We start from the raw sequence: 19372 nt of genomic DNA, 5'->3' as shown, positions 1-19372 counted from the left end.
CCCCCCCGCCCCCCCCCCCCCCCCCCCCCGGCGGGGCTGAAGATGCCCGGCGGGGCTGGAGGCCGCTCCCCGGCGGGGGGTCAGGCGAGGCGGGGGCGGGGGCCGGGGCCCGGGTGGCGGGGGGTGGTCAGGGCCCCGCGAAGAGCCATCGTGGTGCCGGCCGCGACGATCGCGGCGGCGACGGACATGCCGACGACCCCGTTCAGGGGAAGGGAGATGCCGATGCCGCCGCCGACCACCCACGCCATCTGGAGCAGCGTCTCGGACCGAGCGAAGGCCGAGGTCCGGACCTGTTCCGGAATGTCGCGCTGGATCATCGCGTCCAGCGACAGCTTCGCCAGTGCCTGGCAGAACCCGGCCGTGGCCCCCAGCACTGCCATGAAGATCCCGCTGAAGAACGCCGCCGCCAGCACCGCTGCCGCCAGCGTCAGCGACAGCACCGCCGCCACGATCACCTCCGGCGCCCGCGCCCGCAGCCACGCCCCCACCGCCGTACCGCACGCGTTCCCGACGCCCGCCGAGACCGCCACGATGCCCAGCGACACGGCCGCGCTCTGCCCCGACAGCGGGTGCTCGCGCAGCAGGAACGCCAGGAAGAAGATCAGGAAGCCGGACAGGCCGCGCATGGCCGCGTTCGCCCACAGCCCGCACAGCACCGAACGGCTGAGGGTCCGCAGCGACGGCCGGGGGGACCGTTCCTCGTGCGTGGACAGCCGGGCCCGGCGCTCGCCCTTCGCCGAGTCCACCTTGTGCGGCATGGACAGGGCGAGCCAGGTGCCGCCGAGGAAGACCGCGCAGGCGCCGTACAGCGGCCACTGCGGGCCGATCACGTGCAGGCCGGCACCCAGGGGCGCGGCGGCGCCGGTGGCCAGCAGGCCGGCCAGGGTGACCCGCGAGTTCGCCTTGACCAGCGAGAACGTGGGTGGGAGCAGGCGCGGCACGACGGCGCTGCGGACCACGCCGTACGCCTTCGACGCGACGAGTACGCCGAGCGCGGCCGGGTACAGCTGGATGCCGCCGGTGGCCACGGCGGTGGACATCATCACGGCGAGCACCGCTCGGGTGAGCATCGCGGCGGCCATCGCGGCGCGGCGGCCGTGCGGGAGCCGGTCCAGGAGCGGGCCGATCACGGGGGCGAGGAGGGTGAACGGGGCCATCGTGACGGCCAGGTAGAGGGCGACGCGGCCGCGGGCCTCGTCGGTGGGGACCGAGAAGAAGACGGTGGAGGCGAGGGCGACGGTGATCAGGACGTCGCCCGCGCCGTTCACGGCGTGCAGCTCGATGAGTTTGCCGAGGCCGGATTCGCCGGCGCCGTGGGCGTGGGTGGCGCGTCTGATGCGGCGGGCGGTGCCTTTTACGGGGCGCTGGAGGGCGTGGGACACTGCCCGGCCGGTCCTTCTCGTCCGGCCGGCGTCGTCGCCGTGCGACCGTGCGCCTGCCACGTGGCCATAGTGCCCCACCCGGGCCGCTCGGACCCTGCCCGGCGCGTCGCGCCCCTCCCCCGGACCGGGGCTACGCCCGTACCCCGCGCCTCAATCGCCGGCGGGGCTGAGAGATCGGGGCTCCGCCCCGGACCCCGCGCCTCAAACGCCGGCGAGGCTGGAATTCGGGCTCCGCCCCGGACCCCGCGCCTCAAACGCCGGCGAGGCTGGAATTCGGGCTCCGCCCCGGACCCCGCGCCTCAAACGCCAGCGGGGCTGGAATTCGGGCTCCGCCCCGGACCCTGCGCCTCAAACGCCGGCGGGGCTGGTTTTCGGGGCTCAAGCGCCGGGCGGGCTGGATTTTCGCTGCTCGGGCTTGGGCTGTCCCGGCTCCGCCCGACGGCTGGATGCTGCGGGGCGAAATCCAGCCTCGCCGGCGATTGAGGCGCGGAGTCCGGGGCGGAGCCCCGGATCTTTCGGCCTGTTCGGCGGTCAGGAAGCGGGGTTTGGGGCGGAGCCCCTGTGACGGGAGGCGGGGGCGTGAGGGATGATCGTTGGGGAGTGGAGGGTTCCGGATGTCCGCGAATCGGACGTGCAGGTGGGCCCAGCGCTGCGAAGGAGGTAGCGTGCGTAACGCGCCACCGACGGTTGCTCTTGGCCGCGCGCCTTTCCGCCATCCCGCAGAATGGGAGACGAGTAGGTGCGCCCGAGGCCGGTCGGGCGCGGACGTCGACGCGGTCCCCTGGTCCGCTCCGCCCGCGCCGGTACGGACAGGACCGACGGGTCGTCAGGGACGACAGACGGACGGCGCACTCGTGAGACGGCGTAGGAGAGAACGAGACCAGTGAGTGCTGCGACGACGCGAAGCCGTACCCCCGACCGCCTGTGCGCCGAAGCGGTCGACCTCGCCCGCGAGGCCGCCGAGGAGGCCGCCGCGCCCGGCGTGGTGGGCGAGCACGTCTCCGTCGTCGCGGAGGGTGACCGGGTCGTCACCCACTTCTTCGAATGCAAGGAGCCGGGGTACCGCGGCTGGCGCTGGGCGGTGACCGTGACCCGCGCCTCCCGCGCGAAGGTCGTCACCCTCGACGAAACGGTGCTGCTCCCCGGGCCGGACGCCCTCCTCGCCCCCGAGTGGGTGCCGTGGAGCGAGCGGCTGCGGCCGGGCGACATGGGGCCGGGGGACCTGCTGCCCACGGACGCCGACGACCTGCGGCTGGAGCCCGGCTACAGCGGCGAGGACGCGCCGCCGCCGAACTCCGTCGTCTCCGAGGAGATGGCCGAGCTGGTCGAGGCGGAGGACGCCGAGGTCACGGACCGGGTCGCGGTACCGGCCCGCGGGTCCATCAGCGCCGTGGCCGAGGAACTCGGGATGCGGCGCGCGCGGGTGCTGTCGCGGTACGGGCTGCACTCGGCGGCGGACCGGTGGGACGAGTCGTTCGGGGCGAAGACGCCGATGGCCCAGGCGGCGCCGGCGTCCTGTGTGAGCTGCGGGTTCCTCGTGAAGATCGGCGGGTCGCTCGGGCAGGCGTTCGGCGTCTGTGCGAACGAGTTCGGGCCGGCGGACGGGCGGCTGGTGTCGCTGTCGTACGGGTGCGGCGGGCATTCCGAGGCCGCCGTCATGCCGAAGCCGCCGCGGCCGGCGGAGCCGGTGCTGGATTCCGTGCGGGCGGATGAATTCCCGCTGCGGGCGGTGGCGGACACGGGTTCCGTGACCGACGCGGACCTCTCCGAAGCGGACCTCGGCCACTCCTGACCCCGCCTCACCGAACCGGCGGGCCCCGAAGAACGGGGCTCCGCCCCACAATCCAGCCCCGCCGGCGGTTGAGGCGCGGGGGCGCGGGGCGGCGCCCCGGAAGAGGCCGGGCCGGCGTTCGGGGTGCCGGGTCCGGGGCGGAGCTCCGGGTGGGGTGGGGCGCGGTACCTTCGGGGGCGGCAGGGGAAGCGGCTACCTGGGAGGCAGTGTGCGCGGGACGGCGACGGACAGCGGCGGCGGTGGGGTCGATGCCTTCGGGACGGCCCGGCTGCGACGCGGGGTGCTGGATGCCTGGACGGCCAGCCCGGCCCGGTTCCGGGAGGACGCCAACGCCGAGGAGGACCTGGCCCTCGGCGGCTACCGGGACCGCCTCGTCGTCGAACTCGCCCAGAACGCGGCCGACGCCGCCGCCCGCGCCGGCGTACCCGGCCGGCTGCGACTGACCCACCGCCCCGGCATCCTCGTCGCTGCCAACACCGGCGCACCCCTCGACGCCGCCGGTGCCGAATCCCTCAGCACGCTGCGCGCCTCCGCGAAGCGGGAGACCGGTACGGCCGTCGGCCGCTTCGGCGTCGGGTTCGCCGCCGTGCTCGCCGTCAGCGACGAGCCGGCCGTCGTCGGCCGGCACGGCGGCATCCGCTGGTCCCTCGCCGAGGCCCGTGAACTCGCCCGCGAGGCCGCCGCCGGCAGTCCCGGCCTCGACGACGAACTCCGCCGCCGCGACGGCCACGTACCGCTGCTCCGGCTCCCGCTGCCCGCCGAGGGCACCGCCCCCGAGGGCTACGACACCGTGGTCCTGCTGCCGCTGCGCGACGGCGGCGCCGAAGACCTCGTACAGCGGCTGCTCGCCGGCATCGACGACGCCCTCCTGCTCACCCTCCCGGGCCTGGCGGAGATCACCGTCGAGACCCCCGACGGCACCCGCACCCTGCACCGCCGCGAGGACGGCCCGTACACCTGCGTCGACGACAGCACCGGCACCACCACCCGCTGGCGCACCGTCCGGCACGGCGGCACCATCGAGTCCGCGCTGCTTGCCGACCGGCCCGTCGAGGAGCGGCTGCGGCCCGAATGGACCGTGTCCTGGGCGGTGCCCGTCGACGCCGAGGGCGCGCCGGTGCGGCCCGGCACCGCGCCCGTCGTGCACGCGCCCACGCCCACCGACGAGCCGCTGGGCGTGCCCGCGCTGCTCATCGCGTCGTTCCCGCTCGACACCACCCGCCGGCACCCCGCGCCCGGCCCGCTGACCGACTTCCTCGTCGCCCGGGCCGCCGAGGCGTACGCCGAACTCCTCGCGGAATGGCGGCCGGTGAGCACCGCACTCGTGGACCTGGTGCCGGGCCCGCTCGGCAAGGGCGAGCTGGACGGGGCGCTGCGCGCGGCCGTTCACGCGCTGCTGCCGCGGACCGCGTTCCTCGCGCCCGCGCTGCCGGCCGGGGAGGACGAGCCGGTGGCGCTGCGGCCGTTCGAGGCCGAGGTCGTGGAGGGGGCGGGGGCGGAGACCGTACGGGTGCTCGCCGAGGTGCTGCCGACGCTGCTGCCGGCCGGGCTGGAACGCCGCACCGAGCTGCGGACGCTGGGGGTCGGGCGGCTGCCGCTGGGCGACGCCATCGAGCGGATCGCCGGGATCGAGCGCACGCCCGAGTGGTGGCACCGGCTGTACGAGTCGCTCGCCGGGGTGGATCCCGACCGGCTGTCGGGGCTGCCGGTGCCGCTGGCGACCGGCCGGACGGCGATCGGGCCGCGGCAGGTGCTGCTGCCCGGGCCGGACACGCCGCCTTCGCTTGCGCGGCTCGGGCTGAAGGTGGCCCACCCGGACGCTGCACACCCGCTGTTGGAGAAGCTGGGGGCGCTTCCGGCCTCGCCCAGGGCCGTGCTGACGACGCCTCAGGTGCGGGCGGCGGTGGCGGCCTCGCTGGATGTGGGTGAGGTGTGGGATGAAGAGGCCCTGGATCCCGACGAGTTGGCGGACGTCGTGCTCGGGTTGGCGCGGGACGCCGGGCTGGAGCCGGGGGACGAGCCGTGGCTCGGGGCGCTCGCGCTGCCCGACGAGGACGGGGAACTCGCCCCTGCAGGCGAGCTGGTGTTGCCGGGAAGTGCCTTTGCGCAGGTCATGCGTGAGGGTGAACTCGCGCTGTGCGATGCGGAGCTCGCCGGGCGGTGGGGGGAGCAGCCGCTGACGGCGTGCGGGGTGCTGGCCGGGTTCCAGCTGGTGCGCGCCACCGACGTCGTGCTCGATCCGGACGAACTGGAGCCGCGCGAAGGCGACTTCGCCGAGCCGGACGATGCCGGACTGCTCGATGTGGTCGACGTGTGGTGCGAGGACGTGCTCGACCAGCTGCCGGACACGCCGGTGCCGCCGGTGGCGACCGAGATCGTCGCCGTGCGGGACCTGGACCTCGTCGACGACGACGCGTGGCCGCAGGCGCTGGCGATGCTGTCCCGGCCGCCGCTGCGGGACGCGCTGACCCAGCCCGTACGGGTGCTGCTGCCGGACGGGACCACGCAGACGGTGCGGCCGTACACGGCCTGGTGGCTGCGCGACCATCCGGTGCTCGACGGTCGGCGTCCGGCCGGGCTGCGGGCGGCCGGCGGGGACCCGCTGCTGGACGGGCTGTACACGTCGGCGGACGCCACCGGCTTCGACGACGAGCAGGTGCTGCACGCGCTGGGGGTGCGGACGTCGGTCGCGGCGCTGCTGTCCGAGCCGGGCGGGGCGGCGGAGCTGCTGGGGCGGCTGGCGGATCCTTCCCGGTCGGTGACCGGGCGGCAGCTGCACGCGCTGTACGGGTACCTGGCCGAGCTGGATCCGGAGCAGGTGACGCTGCCGGACGAGTTGCGGGCGGTCGTGGACGGCGAGGTACGGGTGGTGGCTGCGGAGGCGGCGGTCGTGGCGGACGTGCCGGATCTGCTGCCGCTGGCCGGGGGGCTGCCGCTGCTGCCGGTGGCGCCTTCGCGGGCGGCCGATCTGGCGGACCTGCTGCAGGTGCGGAGGCTGTCGGAGAGCGTGGCGGCCGAGGTGACGTCGCCGGGGGAGGAGCGGGGGGTGCCGGAGGCCGTGCGGGTGCTGTTGGGGCCTGCCGCGCCGCACTCGTACGTGGAGCACGAGGAGGTCGTCGCTGCCGGGGTCGAGCTGGACTGGCGGCGTACGCCGGACGGTGTCCTGCATGCGGCCACGCTGGAGGGGGTGGCGGCCGGGCTGGCCTGGGCGGCCGGGCAGTGGCCGCGCCGCTTCGAAGTCGCGGCGCTTCTTGAAGACCCGTCCCGTACGGCCGAACTGGCCCGCGACCGCTGGTTCGACTGACCCCGGCCCCGTCCCCGGGGCTCCGCCCCGAACCCCGGTTCGGGAAGGGGCGGGGTGGGGGAAGGCCCCGCAGGGTCGGGGTGTCGGGGGCTCCGCCCCCGGGCCCCCGCGCCTCAAACGCCGGCGGGGCTGGAGTTTGCCCGGTGCGGCCGGCTCGGTCCGCCGGGGAGGGGCGCCCCCGCAGGGGGAAGATCACTCCGCCTTGACGTGGGGGAGGGCCCGGTCCAGCCAGCGGGGGGTCCACCAGGCGGACTTGCCCAGGAGGGTCATGACCGCCGGGACCAGCAGGAGGCGGACGATGGTGGCGTCGATCAGGACGCTGGCCGCCAGACCCAGTCCCAGCATCTTGACGACGATGTTGTCGCTGACGATGAAGGCGGCGAAGACGCTGACCATGATGAGCGCGGCGCAGGTGATGACCCGCGCGGTGATCTCCAGCGCGTGGGCCACGCTCGCCTGCGCATCCCCGGTCCGCAGCCACGCTTCGTGGACCCGCGAGAGCAGGAAGATCTCGTAGTCCATGCTGAGCCCGAAGACGATCGCGAACATCATCATGGGGACGTAGGACTCGATGGGGACGGCCCCGTTGACCCCGAGCGCCGGCCCGCCCCAGCCCCACTGGAAGACCGCGACGACCACCCCGTACGACGCCCCGATCGACAGGACGTTGAGGACGGCCGCCTTGACGGCCACCAGCAGGCCGCGGAAGACGATGAGGATCACCAGGAAGGCCAGCCCGACGACCACCGCGATGATCAGCGGCAGCCGGCTGGAGACGATGTCCAGGAAGTCGACCTGGGCGGCCGTCGTCCCGGTGACGTACGTCTTCGCGCCGGTGCCGGCGACGGCGTCCGGCAGGATCGTGTTGGTGAGGTTGTCGGTCAGTTCGGTGGTGCGCTCGTCCTGCGGGGCGGCCACCGAGTACGCGGTGCCGATGAGCACGTCACCGTCCTGGGTGGCCTTCAGCGGCGTGATGTACACGGCGTCGGGGACGCCGGTCAGCGCCTGCTGGACCTTGGTGCCGAGCGCCGCCCGGTCCGCGGCCGGCACCGCGCTCTGGTCCACGACCAGGGTGAGCGGCCCGTTGGAGCCCGGCCCGAACGCCTGCGACATCAGGTCGTACGCCCGCCGGTCGGTGAACGACTTCGGGTCGGCGCCGTCGCCGATGTGTCCGAGCTGGATGAAGAACACCGGGAAGGCGAGGATCACGAGGGCGACCACGCCGCCCGTGAGGAACCACCACGGCCGGCGCTCGACCCGCTGCGCGTACCGGTGCCAGGTGCCGTGCGCGGTCTCGCCCGGCTCGGCGTCGGTCTCGGCGACCGGCTTGCGCACCTTCCACTTGTCGATGCGGGTGCCGATCAGGCCGAGCATCGCGGGCACCAGGGTGAGGGCGGCGAGCACGGCCGTGACCACGGTGACGGCGGCGGCCAGGCCCAGCTTGCCGATGAAGCTGATCCCGGACACCCACAGGCCCGACAGGGCGATGATCACGGTGCAGCCGGAGACGAGCACGGCGTGCCCGCTGGTGGACGCGGCCATCGCGGCGGAGGTCGCCGGATCGTGGCCGTCCATGATGTTCTGCCGGTGCCGGGTGATCAGGAACAGCGCGTAGTCGATGCCCACGCCCAGCCCGATCATGGTGGCGAGGGTGGGGGAGACCGTCGCGAAGGTCCAGGCGGCGGCCAGCAGGCCGAGCAGCGCCAGGCCCACGATCGCCCCGATCAGGGCGGTGACCAGCGGCAGGGCGGCGGCGATGACGCTGCCGAAGCCGATGAGCAGGACCAGGATGGCCACCGCGAAGCCGATGGCCTCGCTGGTCCGGTCGTCCGCCTCGGGCCGGGCGAGTTCGCCGAGCGGTCCGCCGTACTCGACGTCCACGCCGGCGGCCCGCAGCGGCTGTACGGCCGCGTCGACGCCGGTCAGGTAGTCGTCGCCGAGGGTGGAGGGCTGCACCGAGAACCGGATGGTGATGTAGCCGGTGGTGCCGTCGTCGGAGAGCGGCCCGGTGTTGGGGGCGCCCTGCGGGCGGGGCGGCGGGGTGGTGCCGGGCGGCGGCAGCGGGCTGGTGACGGCGAGGACGTCGTCCAGCTTCTGGAGGCTTTCGACGGCCTGCCCGATCTGCGTGGCGTCCTGGGTGAGGGAGCCGGAGCTGCGGTGCAGGACGATCTGGCTGCCGTAGCCGCCGGCGGACGGCTGGTGGGCCTTGAGGACGTCGCTGCCGTCCTGCGACTGGGTGCCGGGGAGGGCGAAGTCGTCGGAGTACTCGCCGCCGTACGCGCGGTGCAGGACCTGGAAACCACCGACCGCGACCAGCCAGAGGGCGATGACGACCACGAAGTGGCGGGCGCACCAGTGACCGGTGCGGTACAGGACGCCCTGGCGGCGGTCGCCGTCCTGGGGGCGCTCGGTTTCGTTCGGACGGGCCATAGGGCCATTGGACTGGCGGGGGGAGGGCGGGGCACTCGGGGAGGGGCCATCCGGGTCCGGCCGTCGCTGCGATCGGCCTTCCGGGGCCGGCCCGCCCCGCGCCCCCCCGTTACGCCGGGAACTTGCGGTCGACCCACCGGAACGCGAACTCCAGCAGGGCGGCCGACACCGCCGCGATCACCACGGCCGTCCACGGCATGACGGTGCCGACGAGCTTCAGCTGGAAGAAGTCCTGGAGCCACGGCACGACGAGCACCAGCAGGAACGCCCCGCCCATGGTGCCGACCAGGCCGACCCGCCACCAGGTGTACGGCCGGGCGATGATCGCCAGCACCCACATGGACACCAGGAACAGGGTGAGGGTGGCCGCGCTGGTCTCGGCGTCGAGCGCGCCCTGGCCGACGTAGTGGTGGCGGGCGATCAGGTACGTGGCGAAGGTGGCGACGGCGGCGATGGTGCCGCCGGGGATCGCGTACCGCATGACGCGTTTCACGAAGTGCGGCCGGGCCCGCTCCTTGTTGGGGGCGAGGGCCAGGAAGAAGGCGGGGACGCCGATGGTGAGGGTGGAGAGCAGCGTCAGGTGCCGGGGCAGGAAGGGGTACTCGACCTGGGAGCAGACCACGAGGATGGCCAGCAGGACGGAGTAGACCGTCTTGGTGAGGAAGAGGGTGGCGACGCGGGTGATGTTGCCGATGACCCGGCGGCCCTCGGCGACCACGGACGGCAGGGTCGCGAAGCTGTTGTTGAGGAGCACGATCTGGGCGACCGCGCGGGTGGCCTCGGAACCGGAGCCCATGGAGACGCCGATGTCGGCGTCCTTGAGGGCGAGGACGTCGTTGACGCCGTCGCCGGTCATGGCGACGGTGTGGCCGCGGGACTGGAGGGCGCCGACCATGTCGCGCTTCTGCTGCGGGGTGACGCGGCCGAAGACGGCGTTGCGGTCGAGTTCCTCGGCCATCGCGGCCTGGTCGGTGGGCAGGCGGCGGGCGTCGACGGTGTTCTCGGCGCCGGGCAGCCCGAGCTTGCCGGCGACGGCGCTCACGGACACCGCGTTGTCGCCGGAGATGACCTTGGCGTGGACGTTCTGTTCGTCGAAGTAGCGCAGGGTGTCGGCGGCGTCGGGCCGCAGCCGCTGTTCGAGGACGATGAGGGCGGTGGGGCGGGCGCCGCCGGCGACGTCCGGGTCGTCGAGTTCGCGGGGGGAGCGGGCGAGCAGCAGGACGCGCAGGCCCTGCTCGTTGAGCTGGTCGATCTCGTCGAGGGCCGGGTCGCCGCTGGGGAGGAGGACGTCGGGGGCGCCGAGCAGCCAGGTGGAGTTCTCGCCGTCGCCCTCGCTGAAGCTGGCGCCGCTGTACTTGCGGGCGGAGGAGAACGGCAGGGACTCGGTGCAGCGCCACTCCTCGCTGTCGGGGTAGGCGTCGATGATGGCCTGGAGGCTGGCGTTGGGCCGCGGGTCGGACTCGCCGAGTGCGCCGAGGACCTTGCGCACGTACGTCTCGTCGGCGCCGCCGAGGGGGCGGAGCTCGGTGACGTCCATGCCGCCTTCGGTGAGGGTGCCGGTCTTGTCGAGGCAGACGACGTCGACGCGGGCCAGGCCCTCGATGGCGGGGAGTTCCTGGACCAGGCACTGCTTGCGGCCGAGCCGGATGACGCCGATCGCGAAGGCGACGGAGGTCAGCAGCACGAGGCCTTCGGGGATCATCGGGACGATGCCGCCGACGGTGCGGGCGATGGCGTCGCGGAGGTTGTTGTCCTTGACGACGAGCTGGCTGATGATCAGGCCGATGGAGGTCGGGACCATCATCCAGGTGACGTACTTGAGGATGGTGGAGATGCCGCTGCGCAGCTCGGAGTGGACGAGGGTGAAGCGGCTGGCCTCTTCGGCGAGCTGGGCGGCGTAGGCCTCGCGGCCGACCTTGGTGGCGGTGAACGCGCCGCCGCCGGCGACCACGAAGGACCCGGACATGACCTGGTCGCCGGGCTTCTTGAGGACCGGGTCGGCCTCGCCGGTGAGGAGCGACTCGTCGATCTCCAGCCCGTCGGCCTCGCCGACGACGCCGTCGACGACGACCTTGTCGCCGGGGCCGAGTTCGATGACGTCGTCGAGGACGATCTCGGAGGTGGAGATCTCGACGGCCTTGCCGCTGCGGCGGACGGTGGGTTTGGCCTCGCCGATGACGGCGAGTCCGTCGAGGGTCTTCTTGGCGCGGAGTTCCTGGATGATGCCGATGCCGGTGTTCGCGATGATCACGAACCCGAAGAGGCTGTCCTGGATGGGGGCGACCGCGAGCATGATCACCCAGAGGACGCCGATGATGGCGTTGAAGCGGGTGAAGACGTTGCCGCGGATGATGTCGGCGGTGGAGCGGCTGCTGCGGACGGGTACGTCGTTCACCTCGCCGCGGGCGACCCGCTCGGCCACCTCGGGGGTGAGCAGGCCGCCGGGCCGGAAGGCGGGCGCCGGCAGGGGGACGGGGTGGACGGGGTCCAGTTCGGCCCCCGCGTCGATGGCGGTGCCGCTGCCTGCGCCGGGGCCGCCGCCCGGCTCGGGCCCGTCGGTGTCGATCTTCGCCCGCTGCGTCATGGTTTCGACGGTACGGGGGGACGGGCCGGTTCACCCGTCGGGAAGTAGGAAGATCAGACCTTGGGATGACCCGGATCGTCCTGGGGTCGAAGGGGGTTTCCGGACTCGGGGGCGGCAGGGTCCCCGGGGGCTTCCGCCGCGTGCCGCTTGAGGGCGGCGTCGCGGGCGCGGACGTACCAGATGCCGATCAGGCCGAGGCCGCCGCCGGCGGCGCAGGTCCACACCCACCACAGCAGGTCGCGGTCGGCGAACCAGCCGTAGAAGGGGAGCTGCACCAGGAACAGGGCGAACCAGAGGATCGTGCCGCCGGTGATGGTGGCGACGACCGGCCCCTCCAGGGGCTCGGGTGCCTCGTGCTGGGGGGTCCACTTCGCCATGCCGATCAGTCTAGGTGGGCTGCGTGAAGGTCTACGCGCGGAGATGGACGTCCCTTCGTTCATGTGTTCATACTGAAACGGTTTGTTCGCGACCGAATTTATTGGTGCGAATCTCCTAAGCAAACCCTTTGAGGACCGAATGAGCACGTCGGCCCCCGCCGCACCGGCCACCGCCCCGCAGCCCTCCCCCGAGGACCGGTCCGCCCTGGACCGCTACTTCAAGATCTCCGAGCGCGGGTCCACCGTCGCCCGCGAGGTCCGCGGCGGCTTCGCCACCTTCTTCGCGATGGCCTACATCATCGTGCTGAACCCGATCATCCTCGGCAGCGCGAAGGACATGTACGGGCACCAGCTCGACGGCGGCCAGCTGGTCACCGCGACCGTGCTGACGGCGGCCTTCTCCACCCTGCTGATGGGCGTCATCGGCAACGTCCCGATCGCGCTGGCCGCCGGCCTCGGCGTGAACACGGTCGTGGCCCTCCAGCTCGCACCCCGGATGAGCTGGGCCGACGCCATGGGCATGGTGGTCCTGGCCGGCTTCGTCGTGATGCTGCTGGTGGCCACGGGCCTGCGCGAGCGGGTCATGAACGCCGTACCGCTGGGCCTGCGCAAGGGCATCGCGATCGGCATCGGCCTGTTCATCATGCTGATCGGCCTGGTCGACTCGGGCTTCGTCTCCCGGATCCCCGACGCCGCACACACCACCGTGCCGCTCCAGCTCGGCGGCAACGGCCACCTGCACGGGTGGCCGGTGCTCATCTTCGTGATCGGTGTCCTCCTCACCCTCGCGCTGATCATCCGCAAGACGCCGGGCGCGATCCTGATCTCGATCGTCGTCATGACGGTCGTGGCGGTGGCCGTGCAGCTGATCGCGGACCTGCCGGGTCAGGCCTGGGGCCTGACCGTGCCGGAGTGGCCGGGCAACCCGGTCGCGGCCCCGGACTTCGGGCTGGTCGGCGAGATGAGCCTGTTCGGCGGCTTCGCCAAGGTCGGCGTGCTGACCGGGATGCTGTTCGTCTTCACCGTGCTGCTGTCCTGCTTCTTCGACGCGATGGGCACCATCCTCGGCGTCGGCGACGAGGCGAAGCTGATGGACAAGGACGGGAACTTCCCCGGCATCAACAAGGTCCTGATCGTGGACGGCATCGCCGTCGCGGCCGGCGGCGCCACCTCGTCCTCCGCGAACACCTGCTTCGTCGAGTCCACCGCCGGTGTCGGCGAGGGCGCCCGTACCGGTCTGGCGAGCGTGGTCACCGGCGGGCTGTTCGCGGCCGCGCTCTTCCTGACCCCGCTGGCCACCATGGTCCCGTCGCAGGCCGCCACCCCGGCGCTGGTCGCCGTCGGCTTCCTCATCCTGGCCGGCTCGGTGAAGGACATCGACTGGAGCGACTTCACCATCGCGGTCCCGGCCTTCCTGGCCATGCTGATGATGCCGTTCACGTACTCGATCACCAACGGCATCGGCATCGGCTTCATCAGCTTCTGCGTCCTGCGCCTGGCCACCGGCCGCGCCCGCGAGGTCCCCGCCGCGATGTACGCGGTCTCCGCGGTCTTCGTCTTCTACTACGCCATGCCGGCCCTCGGCCTGAACTGATCCGGCCGGCTCCGCACCCCTCTACGGGCTCACATGACCACGGTCGCCCGACCGCGGCTCACGTGAGCCCGTAGAACTTTTCCGTTTCGTCGACCGCGGCCTTGAAGCGTTCGTCGAAGTCGTCGCGGACGAGGGTGCGGAGTACGTAGTCCTGGACGGTCATGCCGCGGCGGGCGGCGTGGTGGCGGAGGCGGTCCAGCAGGTCACCGTCTATCCGCATGCTGAGCACGTGTGTCCCCATGCGGACAGGGTCGGGGGAGACAGGCGTACGGCGTGTCACTTTCCGGTGGTGTCTCACCCGTACGGGTGACCGTGCACGTAGGTGCCGGTGTGCCGGGTATCACCGTCCGGAAGCGGGATATCGCGTGGTCTTTAGGTTGAGTAATGAGTTAGTCTAAGGACATGCGTGACCTTTCCCATGGCGACGACGCAGCCGCCGTGAACGACCTCCGCTCCGCCGTCATGCGGCTGGGCCGGCGCCTGAAGCACCAGCGCGTCGACGAATCGCTCAGCCCGACCGAGATGTCGGTGCTCGGCACCCTCTCCCAGTGCGGCTCCGCCACCCCCGGTGAGCTGGCCCGCAGGGAGCACGTGCAGCCCCCGTCGATGACCCGCATCGTGGCGCTGCTGGAGGCCAAGGGACTGGTCAGGCTGGAGCCGCACCCGGACGACCGCCGCCAGAAGGTGGTCAGCCAGACGGAGCAGGCCGAAGCGATGCTCGAGGAGAGCCGTCGCAAGCGGAACGCTTTCCTGGCCCGGCTCGCGGCCGAGCTCGACGAGGACGAGTGGGCCACCCTGCGTGCCGCCGCACCCGTCCTGGAGAAGCTCGCCCACCTGTAGGCACCACGCACGGAGGCGAACGCCCCTTGAGTACGGGAAACGGAGCAGACTCCGCACCCGGACCGTCCACATCCACCACCGAGAGCCGCGGGCCGTCGAGGCGCAAGCCGTCGATGTTCAGCTCGCTGAAGATCCGGAACTACCGGCTCTTCGCCGCCGGCCAGGTCGTCTCCAACACCGGCACCTGGATGCAGCGCATCGCCCAGGACTGGCTCGTCCTCTCCCTGACCGGATCTGCCTCCGCGGTCGGCATCACGATCGCCCTGCAGTTCCTGCCGATGCTGCTGCTCGGACTCTACGGCGGAGTCCTCGCCGACCGGCTGCCCAAGCGGCCGCTGCTGATCGCCACCCAGTCCGCGCTCGGCCTCACCGGCCTCGCCCTGGGTGTCCTCACCCTCAGCGGACAGGTTCAGGTCTGGCACGTGTACGTGCTGGCCTTCGTCGCAGGTCTGGTCACCGTCGTCGACAACCCGGCCCGCCAGGCCTTCGTCCACGAGATGGTCGGCCGTGACCGGCTCGCCAACGCGGTCTCGCTGAACTCGGCGAACTTCCAGTCCGCCCGCCTCGTCGGCCCGGCCGTCGCCGGTGTCGTCATCGCCGCCGTCGGCAGCGGCTGGGCGTTCCTCTTCAACGGCCTGTCCTTCCTCGCGCCCATCGCCGGCCTGCTGCTCATGCGCACCTCCGAGCTGCACCCGGTGGAGCCGGTACCGCGGGCCAAGGGGCAGCTCCGCGAAGGCCTCCAGTACGTGGCCCGGCACCCGCAGCTGATCTGGCCGATCGTCCTCATGGGCTTCATCGGCACCTTCGGCTTCAACTTCCCGGTCTGGCTGTCCGCCTTCTCCGACGACGTCTTCCACACCGGCGCCGGCACGTACGGGCTGCTCAACAGCCTGCTCGCGGCCGGTTCGCTGGCCGGCGCACTGCTCGCCGCCCGGCGCGGCATCCCACGGCTGCGACTGCTGGTCGCCGCCGCCGTCGCCTTCGGAGTGCTGCTGACGGTGACCCCGTTCGTCACCGGCTTCTGGGCGTTCGCGCTGCTGCTCGTACCGATCGGCATGTTCGGACTGACCGTCAACGTCACGGCGAACTCGACCGTGCAGACGGCCGCCGACCCCGAGATGCGGGGCCGGGTGATGGCCCTCTTCATGATGGTCTTCACCGGCGGCACCCCGGTCGGCGCCCCGCTGCTCGGCTGGATCACCGACACGTACGGGCCGCGGATCGGCATGGCGACCGGCGGGGCGCTCTCCCTGCTGGCGGCGGTCGGCATCGGCCTGGTGCTGTCCCGCGTCGGCGGCCTGCGGCTCCGGGTCGACCTGCGGCCGGGCCGCCCGCACGTGACGCTGGTCCCGCGGCAGGCACCCGTTCTAACCTCGGCTGCATGAGACTCTTCGCAGCCGTCCTGCCGCCCCCGGCGGCCGTCGCCGAGCTGCGGGACGCCGTACGGGAGCTGCCCGCGGACGACCGCCTGCGCTGGACCGCCGAGGAGGGCTGGCACTTCACCCTCGCCTTCATGGGCGAGGTGGAGGACCGCCTCCTCGGCGAGCTCCGCACCCGGCTGGGCCGGGCCGCGCACCGCACCGGGCCGTTCCCGCTGCGCCTGCACGGCTCCGGCCATTTCGGCGACCGGGCGCTGTGGGTGGGCGCGGCGGGCGGCCTCGACGGGCTGCGGCTGCTCGCCGAACGGGCCGACGCGGCCGCCCGGCGGTCCGGCATCCCGATGGAGCAGCACCGCCGGTACACCCCGCACCTCACGGTGGCCCGCAGCCGCGGGGAGATCTCGCTCACGTCGTACACGGAGGCGCTCGCGCCCTTCGAGGGGACGTCGTGGCAGGTCGGAGAGGTGAGCCTGGTCCGCAGCCGGCTCCCGGTGAGCGGCGTGCCCGGCGAACACCCGCGGTACGAGGTGGTCGGGGCCTGGCCGCTGGCGGGATGAGCCCTCCCGTTCGTTACGCTCGTTGCGTGGATCCCAAAACCCGTAACCGCGTGATGGCCGGCGTGCTCGTGCTGATGTTCTTCGTGGTGGCCGTGGCGGCCGCCGTCGGACAGTAGGACCGGCGCCCGCGGGCGCCCGTACCCGCGACCCGTCCGTCCGGTGAACCCGGCGGGCGGGTCTTGCTTCGAGCGGACTCCAGGCAGTTGGCTTGTGCCCCATGGAGTACACGCAGCTCGGACGCACCGGACTCAAGGTCAGCCGACTCGTCCTCGGCACCATGAACTTCGGACCCCAGACCGACGAACCCACCAGTCACGCGATCATGGACGCCGCCCTCGGCGCCGGCCTCAACTTCTTCGACACCGCCAACGTGTACGGCTGGGGCGAGGACAAGGGCCGTACCGAGGAGATCATCGGCTCCTGGTTCGCCCAGGGCGGCGGCCGCCGCGACAAGACCGTCCTCGCCACCAAGGTGTACGGGAACATGGCCGCCGACGGTGACGCCTGGCCCAACCACGACCGGCTGTCGGCGCTGAACATCCGCCGGGCCGTCGAGGGCAGCCTCAAGCGGCTCGGCACCGATTACATCGACCTCTACCAGTTCCACCACATCGACCGCCTGACCCCCTTCGAGGAGATCTGGCAGGCCGTGGACGTCCTCGTCCGGCAGGGCAAGATCCTGTACGCGGGCTCGTCCAACTTCCCCGGCTACAAGATCGCCCAGGCCAACGAGACGGCGGCCCGCCACGGCTCCGTCGGCCTGGTCAGCGAGCAGTGCCTCTACAACCTGTACGAGCGGCGCGCCGAGATGGAGGTCATCCCGGCCGCCGAGGAGTACGGCCTCGGCGTGATCCCCTGGTCCCCGCTGCACGGCGGACTCCTCGGCGGGGTCATCCGCAAGGAGGTCCAGGGCGGCCGCCGGGCCACCGGCCGCACCGCCGAGGTGCTCGCCGACCCGGCCGCCCGCGCGCGGGTGCAGGCGTACGAGGACCTGCTCGGCAAGCACGGCCTGGAACCGGGCGAAGCCGCCCTGGCCTGGCTGCTGACCCGGCCCGGCGTCACCGGCCCGATCGTCGGCCCCCGCACCCCCGAGCAGCTGGACTCCGCCCTGCGCGCGCTCGAACTGGAGCTGGGCGAGGAACTGCTGGCCGGACTGGACGAGATCTTCCCCGGCCCCGGGCCGTCGCCGGAGGCCTTCGCCTGGTGAGCCGCCGCCCGTCCGGCCGGCGCCGGGCGGTACGGGGCGTGCCGCAGGAGGCGGCTCAGAACGGCAGGGCGTACGGCGCGCCCAGGTCCCAGGCCTGGTGCAGGGCGTCGGCGAACTCGCCGGCCAGCCGGTGCTCGCCCGACGCGTTCGGGTGGGTGCCGTCGTAGGTGTCCGCGTGGATGTCGTAGTCCCGCGGACGGGCCGCGAGGAGGAGCGGCGAGGCGGTCGTGGAGAGGTCCGCGACCGCCTTCGCCAGCAGTTCGTTGAACCGGGCGCACTGGGCGGCGAACGGCTCGTCGGACTCGGCCCGCACGTTCGGGATCACCGGCAGCATGACCATCCGGATGCCGGGCCGGGCCGCCCGCGCCTCCGCGACGAACCGGCGGACGTTGGCCGCGGTGTCGTCGGCGTCCGTGTAGAAGCCCAGGTCGATCAGGCCCAGCGAGATCAGCAGCACGTCCGGCTTGTGGACGCGTACGGTCTCACCGATCAGCGGCGCCATGTGCTGCCAGCCCTCGCCCCAGCCGGCCAGGTGGCGCCGGGCCTGCTCGGGGAAGCCGGGGTCGCCGTACTCGTGGGAGACCGGGGCGTCGGCGAAGGTGTCGTACACCTCGGTGCGCGGGCCGACGATCTTGTACGGGCCGCCGAAGGACGCGCTGAGGTGCTGCCACATGCGGTAGCGCCAGGTGAAGTCGCCGGCGCGCCCGATGGTCATGGAGTCTCCGACGAACATGAAACGCATCCGGACATCATCGTGGATCGCCCCGGGCCCCCGACCGCGGGCGGCTGTGAGCCTGGACACGCGGGCGGGGTGGCACGCTTGGGGGCATGCGCCCCGACCTGCGTCCCGCCGTGTCCGCCCTCGCCGCTGCCGCCGTGCTCGCGCTGACCGCCGCACCGGCAGCCGCGGCGGCGGCGCCCGACTCGTTCACCATCGAGGACCCGCGGATCAAGGAGTCCAGCGGTCTGGTGGCCAGCCGGCTGCACCCGGGCGTGTACTGGACGCACAACGACAGCGACGACGGCCCGTACCTCTACGGGGTGGACGCGGCGACCGGCCGGACGGTGGCCCGGGTCACCATGACGGGCGTCGGCAGCCCGCGGGACGTCGAGGCGATCTCGCTGGGTCCCGACGGCCGGCTGTACGTCGGCGACATCGGGGACAACCGCAACGGCAGCTGGGACCACGTGTGGATCTACCGGCTCCCGGAGCCGCGGCAGTTGGGGAATTCCACCGTCAAGGCCACGCAGTTCACGGTCCGTTACGCCGACGGCCCGCGCAACGCCGAGGCCCTGATGGTGCATCCGGTGACCGGCCGGGTCTACATCGCGAGCAAGAACGAGGACGGCGGCGGCCTCTACGAGGGCCCCGCGCAGCTGGCCGCGGGCGGCTCCAACACGTTCCGCCGGGTGGCCGAGGTGCCGTGGGTGACGGACGGCGCATTCTCCCCGGACGGAAAACGGCTCACCCTGCGCGGCTACTTCTTCGCCGAGACGTACGCCTGGCAGGGCGGCCGGACCACCGGCGAGGGCGAGCGGGTCAGGGCCCCGTTCCAGCCGCAGGCCGAGTCGGTGGCGTACGCGCCCGGCGGCACGGCCCTGATGTTCGGTTCGGAGGGCTCGCAGAGCCGGGTGGTGGCCGTACCGGTGGCCGCGGACGGGCCGGCCGGGGGCGGCAGCGGTACCGACAAGCCGCGCGGCGGGGCGGCGGCCGGGCCGGCCGCGGCGGGCGACGAGGGCAGCTATGCCACCGGGGCGATGGTGCTCGCGCTGGCCGTCGCGGTGGTGTTCGGTCTGAAGCGGCTCGTGCGCCGGGGTGGGTGACGGATCCTCACGGGTGCAGTAGCGGGGGCGGTCTCCGGTTGCAGGTTGCTGACGGGTGGTCAGTAGTGGGTGGGGTAGTGCCCCGCCCGCACCGTGGGCGGA

The 19372-nt window shown here is 73.0% G+C and carries 14 protein-coding genes; 8 read left to right on the top strand and 6 right to left on the bottom strand.

The annotated features are described in order from the left end of the window. Nucleotides 1-80: 80 nt before the first annotated feature. Nucleotides 81-1442, bottom strand: a complete 1362-nt coding sequence (locus LG634_RS22735) for an MFS transporter (protein WP_226735771.1) — start codon at nucleotides 1440-1442, stop codon at nucleotides 81-83. Between the two features lie 823 nt (nucleotides 1443-2265). On the opposite strand from LG634_RS22735, the gene LG634_RS22730 reads away from it, so the two are divergent. After that, nucleotides 2266-3174 carry a DUF3027 domain-containing protein gene (locus LG634_RS22730; protein WP_226735770.1) on the top strand — a complete coding sequence of 303 codons (909 nt, stop codon included), beginning with the start codon at nucleotides 2266-2268 and terminating at the stop codon, nucleotides 3172-3174. Nucleotides 3175-3382: 208 nt separating this feature from the next. Next, nucleotides 3383-6478: a sacsin N-terminal ATP-binding-like domain-containing protein gene (locus LG634_RS22725; RefSeq protein WP_226735769.1), complete on the top strand. Its 3096-nt coding sequence runs from the start codon at nucleotides 3383-3385 to the stop codon at nucleotides 6476-6478. Nucleotides 6479-6670: 192 nt separating this feature from the next. On the opposite strand, the gene LG634_RS22720 is transcribed toward LG634_RS22725, so the two are convergent. The 3 genes from LG634_RS22720 to LG634_RS22710 all read right to left on the bottom strand — a co-directional run bounded on the left by LG634_RS22720 (nucleotide 6671) and on the right by LG634_RS22710 (nucleotide 11869). Further along, nucleotides 6671-8908 (bottom strand): MMPL family transporter, encoded by a 2238-nt coding sequence (locus LG634_RS22720; protein WP_226735768.1) that lies wholly within the window; start codon nucleotides 8906-8908, stop codon nucleotides 6671-6673. Nucleotides 8909-9017: 109 nt separating this feature from the next. Next, nucleotides 9018-11492, bottom strand: a complete 2475-nt coding sequence (locus LG634_RS22715; protein WP_226735767.1) for an HAD-IC family P-type ATPase — start codon at nucleotides 11490-11492, stop codon at nucleotides 9018-9020. Between the two features lie 53 nt (nucleotides 11493-11545). Then, nucleotides 11546-11869 (bottom strand): DUF2530 domain-containing protein, encoded by a 324-nt coding sequence (locus LG634_RS22710; RefSeq protein WP_226735766.1) that lies wholly within the window; start codon nucleotides 11867-11869, stop codon nucleotides 11546-11548. A gap of 139 nt (nucleotides 11870-12008) precedes the next feature. On the opposite strand from LG634_RS22710, the gene LG634_RS22705 reads away from it, so the two are divergent. After that, nucleotides 12009-13463 carry an NCS2 family permease gene (locus LG634_RS22705; RefSeq protein WP_226735765.1) on the top strand — a complete coding sequence of 485 codons (1455 nt, stop codon included), beginning with the start codon at nucleotides 12009-12011 and terminating at the stop codon, nucleotides 13461-13463. A gap of 58 nt (nucleotides 13464-13521) precedes the next feature. On the opposite strand, the gene LG634_RS22700 is transcribed toward LG634_RS22705, so the two are convergent. Beyond that, nucleotides 13522-13704 carry a BrnA antitoxin family protein gene (locus LG634_RS22700; protein ID WP_226735764.1) on the bottom strand — a complete coding sequence of 61 codons (183 nt, stop codon included), beginning with the start codon at nucleotides 13702-13704 and terminating at the stop codon, nucleotides 13522-13524. Nucleotides 13705-13865: 161 nt separating this feature from the next. Between LG634_RS22700 and LG634_RS22695 the strand changes: the two genes are divergently transcribed. The 4 genes from LG634_RS22695 (at nucleotide 13866) to LG634_RS22680 (ending at nucleotide 17446) form a co-directional block, all read left to right on the top strand. After that, the gene (locus LG634_RS22695; RefSeq protein WP_226735763.1) at nucleotides 13866-14303 is read left to right on the top strand and encodes a MarR family winged helix-turn-helix transcriptional regulator; all 438 of its coding nucleotides are present in this window, start codon (nucleotides 13866-13868) and stop codon (nucleotides 14301-14303) included. 26 nt (nucleotides 14304-14329) lie between these two features. After that, a complete protein-coding gene (locus tag LG634_RS22690) occupies nucleotides 14330-15688 on the top strand; it encodes an MFS transporter (RefSeq protein ID WP_226735762.1) in 1359 nt (452 codons plus the stop codon). Then, nucleotides 15685-16239, top strand: a complete 555-nt coding sequence (gene thpR / locus LG634_RS22685; protein ID WP_226735761.1) for an RNA 2',3'-cyclic phosphodiesterase — start codon at nucleotides 15685-15687, stop codon at nucleotides 16237-16239. The genes LG634_RS22690 and thpR overlap by 4 nt, the downstream gene beginning before the upstream one ends. 217 nt (nucleotides 16240-16456) lie before the next feature. Continuing rightward, nucleotides 16457-17446: an aldo/keto reductase gene (locus LG634_RS22680; protein WP_226735760.1), complete on the top strand. Its 990-nt coding sequence runs from the start codon at nucleotides 16457-16459 to the stop codon at nucleotides 17444-17446. A gap of 55 nt (nucleotides 17447-17501) precedes the next feature. Here the strand turns inward: LG634_RS22680 and LG634_RS22675 are convergent, their stop codons facing one another. Beyond that, on the bottom strand, nucleotides 17502-18188 hold the full coding sequence (locus LG634_RS22675) for a GDSL-type esterase/lipase family protein (RefSeq protein ID WP_226735759.1): 687 nt from the start codon (nucleotides 18186-18188) through the stop codon (nucleotides 17502-17504). An 86-nt stretch (nucleotides 18189-18274) separates the two neighbouring features. Here LG634_RS22675 and LG634_RS22670 point away from each other — a divergent pair, with 86 nt between their 5' ends. Further along, nucleotides 18275-19270: a WD40 repeat domain-containing protein gene (locus LG634_RS22670; protein WP_226735758.1), complete on the top strand. Its 996-nt coding sequence runs from the start codon at nucleotides 18275-18277 to the stop codon at nucleotides 19268-19270. Nucleotides 19271-19372: the final 102 nt, after the last annotated feature.

The sequence above is a fragment of the Streptomyces bambusae genome (assembly GCF_020532645.1).
In the GTDB taxonomy this organism is placed as follows: domain Bacteria; phylum Actinomycetota; class Actinomycetes; order Streptomycetales; family Streptomycetaceae; genus Streptomyces; species Streptomyces bambusae.
This window is presented reverse-complemented; position numbering and strand designations above follow the sequence as displayed.

Excerpts from the sequence above, each read along its gene's own strand:
- LG634_RS22705 (WP_226735765.1), top strand. The coding sequence starts at position 12,009 with ATGAGCACGTCGGCCCCCGCCGCACCGGCCACCGCCCCGCAGCCCTCC.
- LG634_RS22715 (WP_226735767.1), bottom strand. The coding sequence starts at position 11,492 with ATGACGCAGCGGGCGAAGATCGACACCGACGGGCCCGAGCCGGGCGGC.
- LG634_RS22700 (WP_226735764.1), bottom strand. The coding sequence starts at position 13,704 with ATGGGGACACACGTGCTCAGCATGCGGATAGACGGTGACCTGCTGGAC.
- LG634_RS22710 (WP_226735766.1), bottom strand. The coding sequence starts at position 11,869 with ATGGCGAAGTGGACCCCCCAGCACGAGGCACCCGAGCCCCTGGAGGGG.
- LG634_RS22680 (WP_226735760.1), top strand. The coding sequence starts at position 16,457 with ATGGAGTACACGCAGCTCGGACGCACCGGACTCAAGGTCAGCCGACTC.
- LG634_RS22695 (WP_226735763.1), top strand. The coding sequence starts at position 13,866 with ATGCGTGACCTTTCCCATGGCGACGACGCAGCCGCCGTGAACGACCTC.
- thpR (WP_226735761.1), top strand. The coding sequence starts at position 15,685 with ATGAGACTCTTCGCAGCCGTCCTGCCGCCCCCGGCGGCCGTCGCCGAG.
- LG634_RS22670 (WP_226735758.1), top strand. The coding sequence starts at position 18,275 with ATGCGCCCCGACCTGCGTCCCGCCGTGTCCGCCCTCGCCGCTGCCGCC.
- LG634_RS22675 (WP_226735759.1), bottom strand. The coding sequence starts at position 18,188 with ATGCGTTTCATGTTCGTCGGAGACTCCATGACCATCGGGCGCGCCGGC.
- LG634_RS22720 (WP_226735768.1), bottom strand. The coding sequence starts at position 8,908 with ATGGCCCGTCCGAACGAAACCGAGCGCCCCCAGGACGGCGACCGCCGC.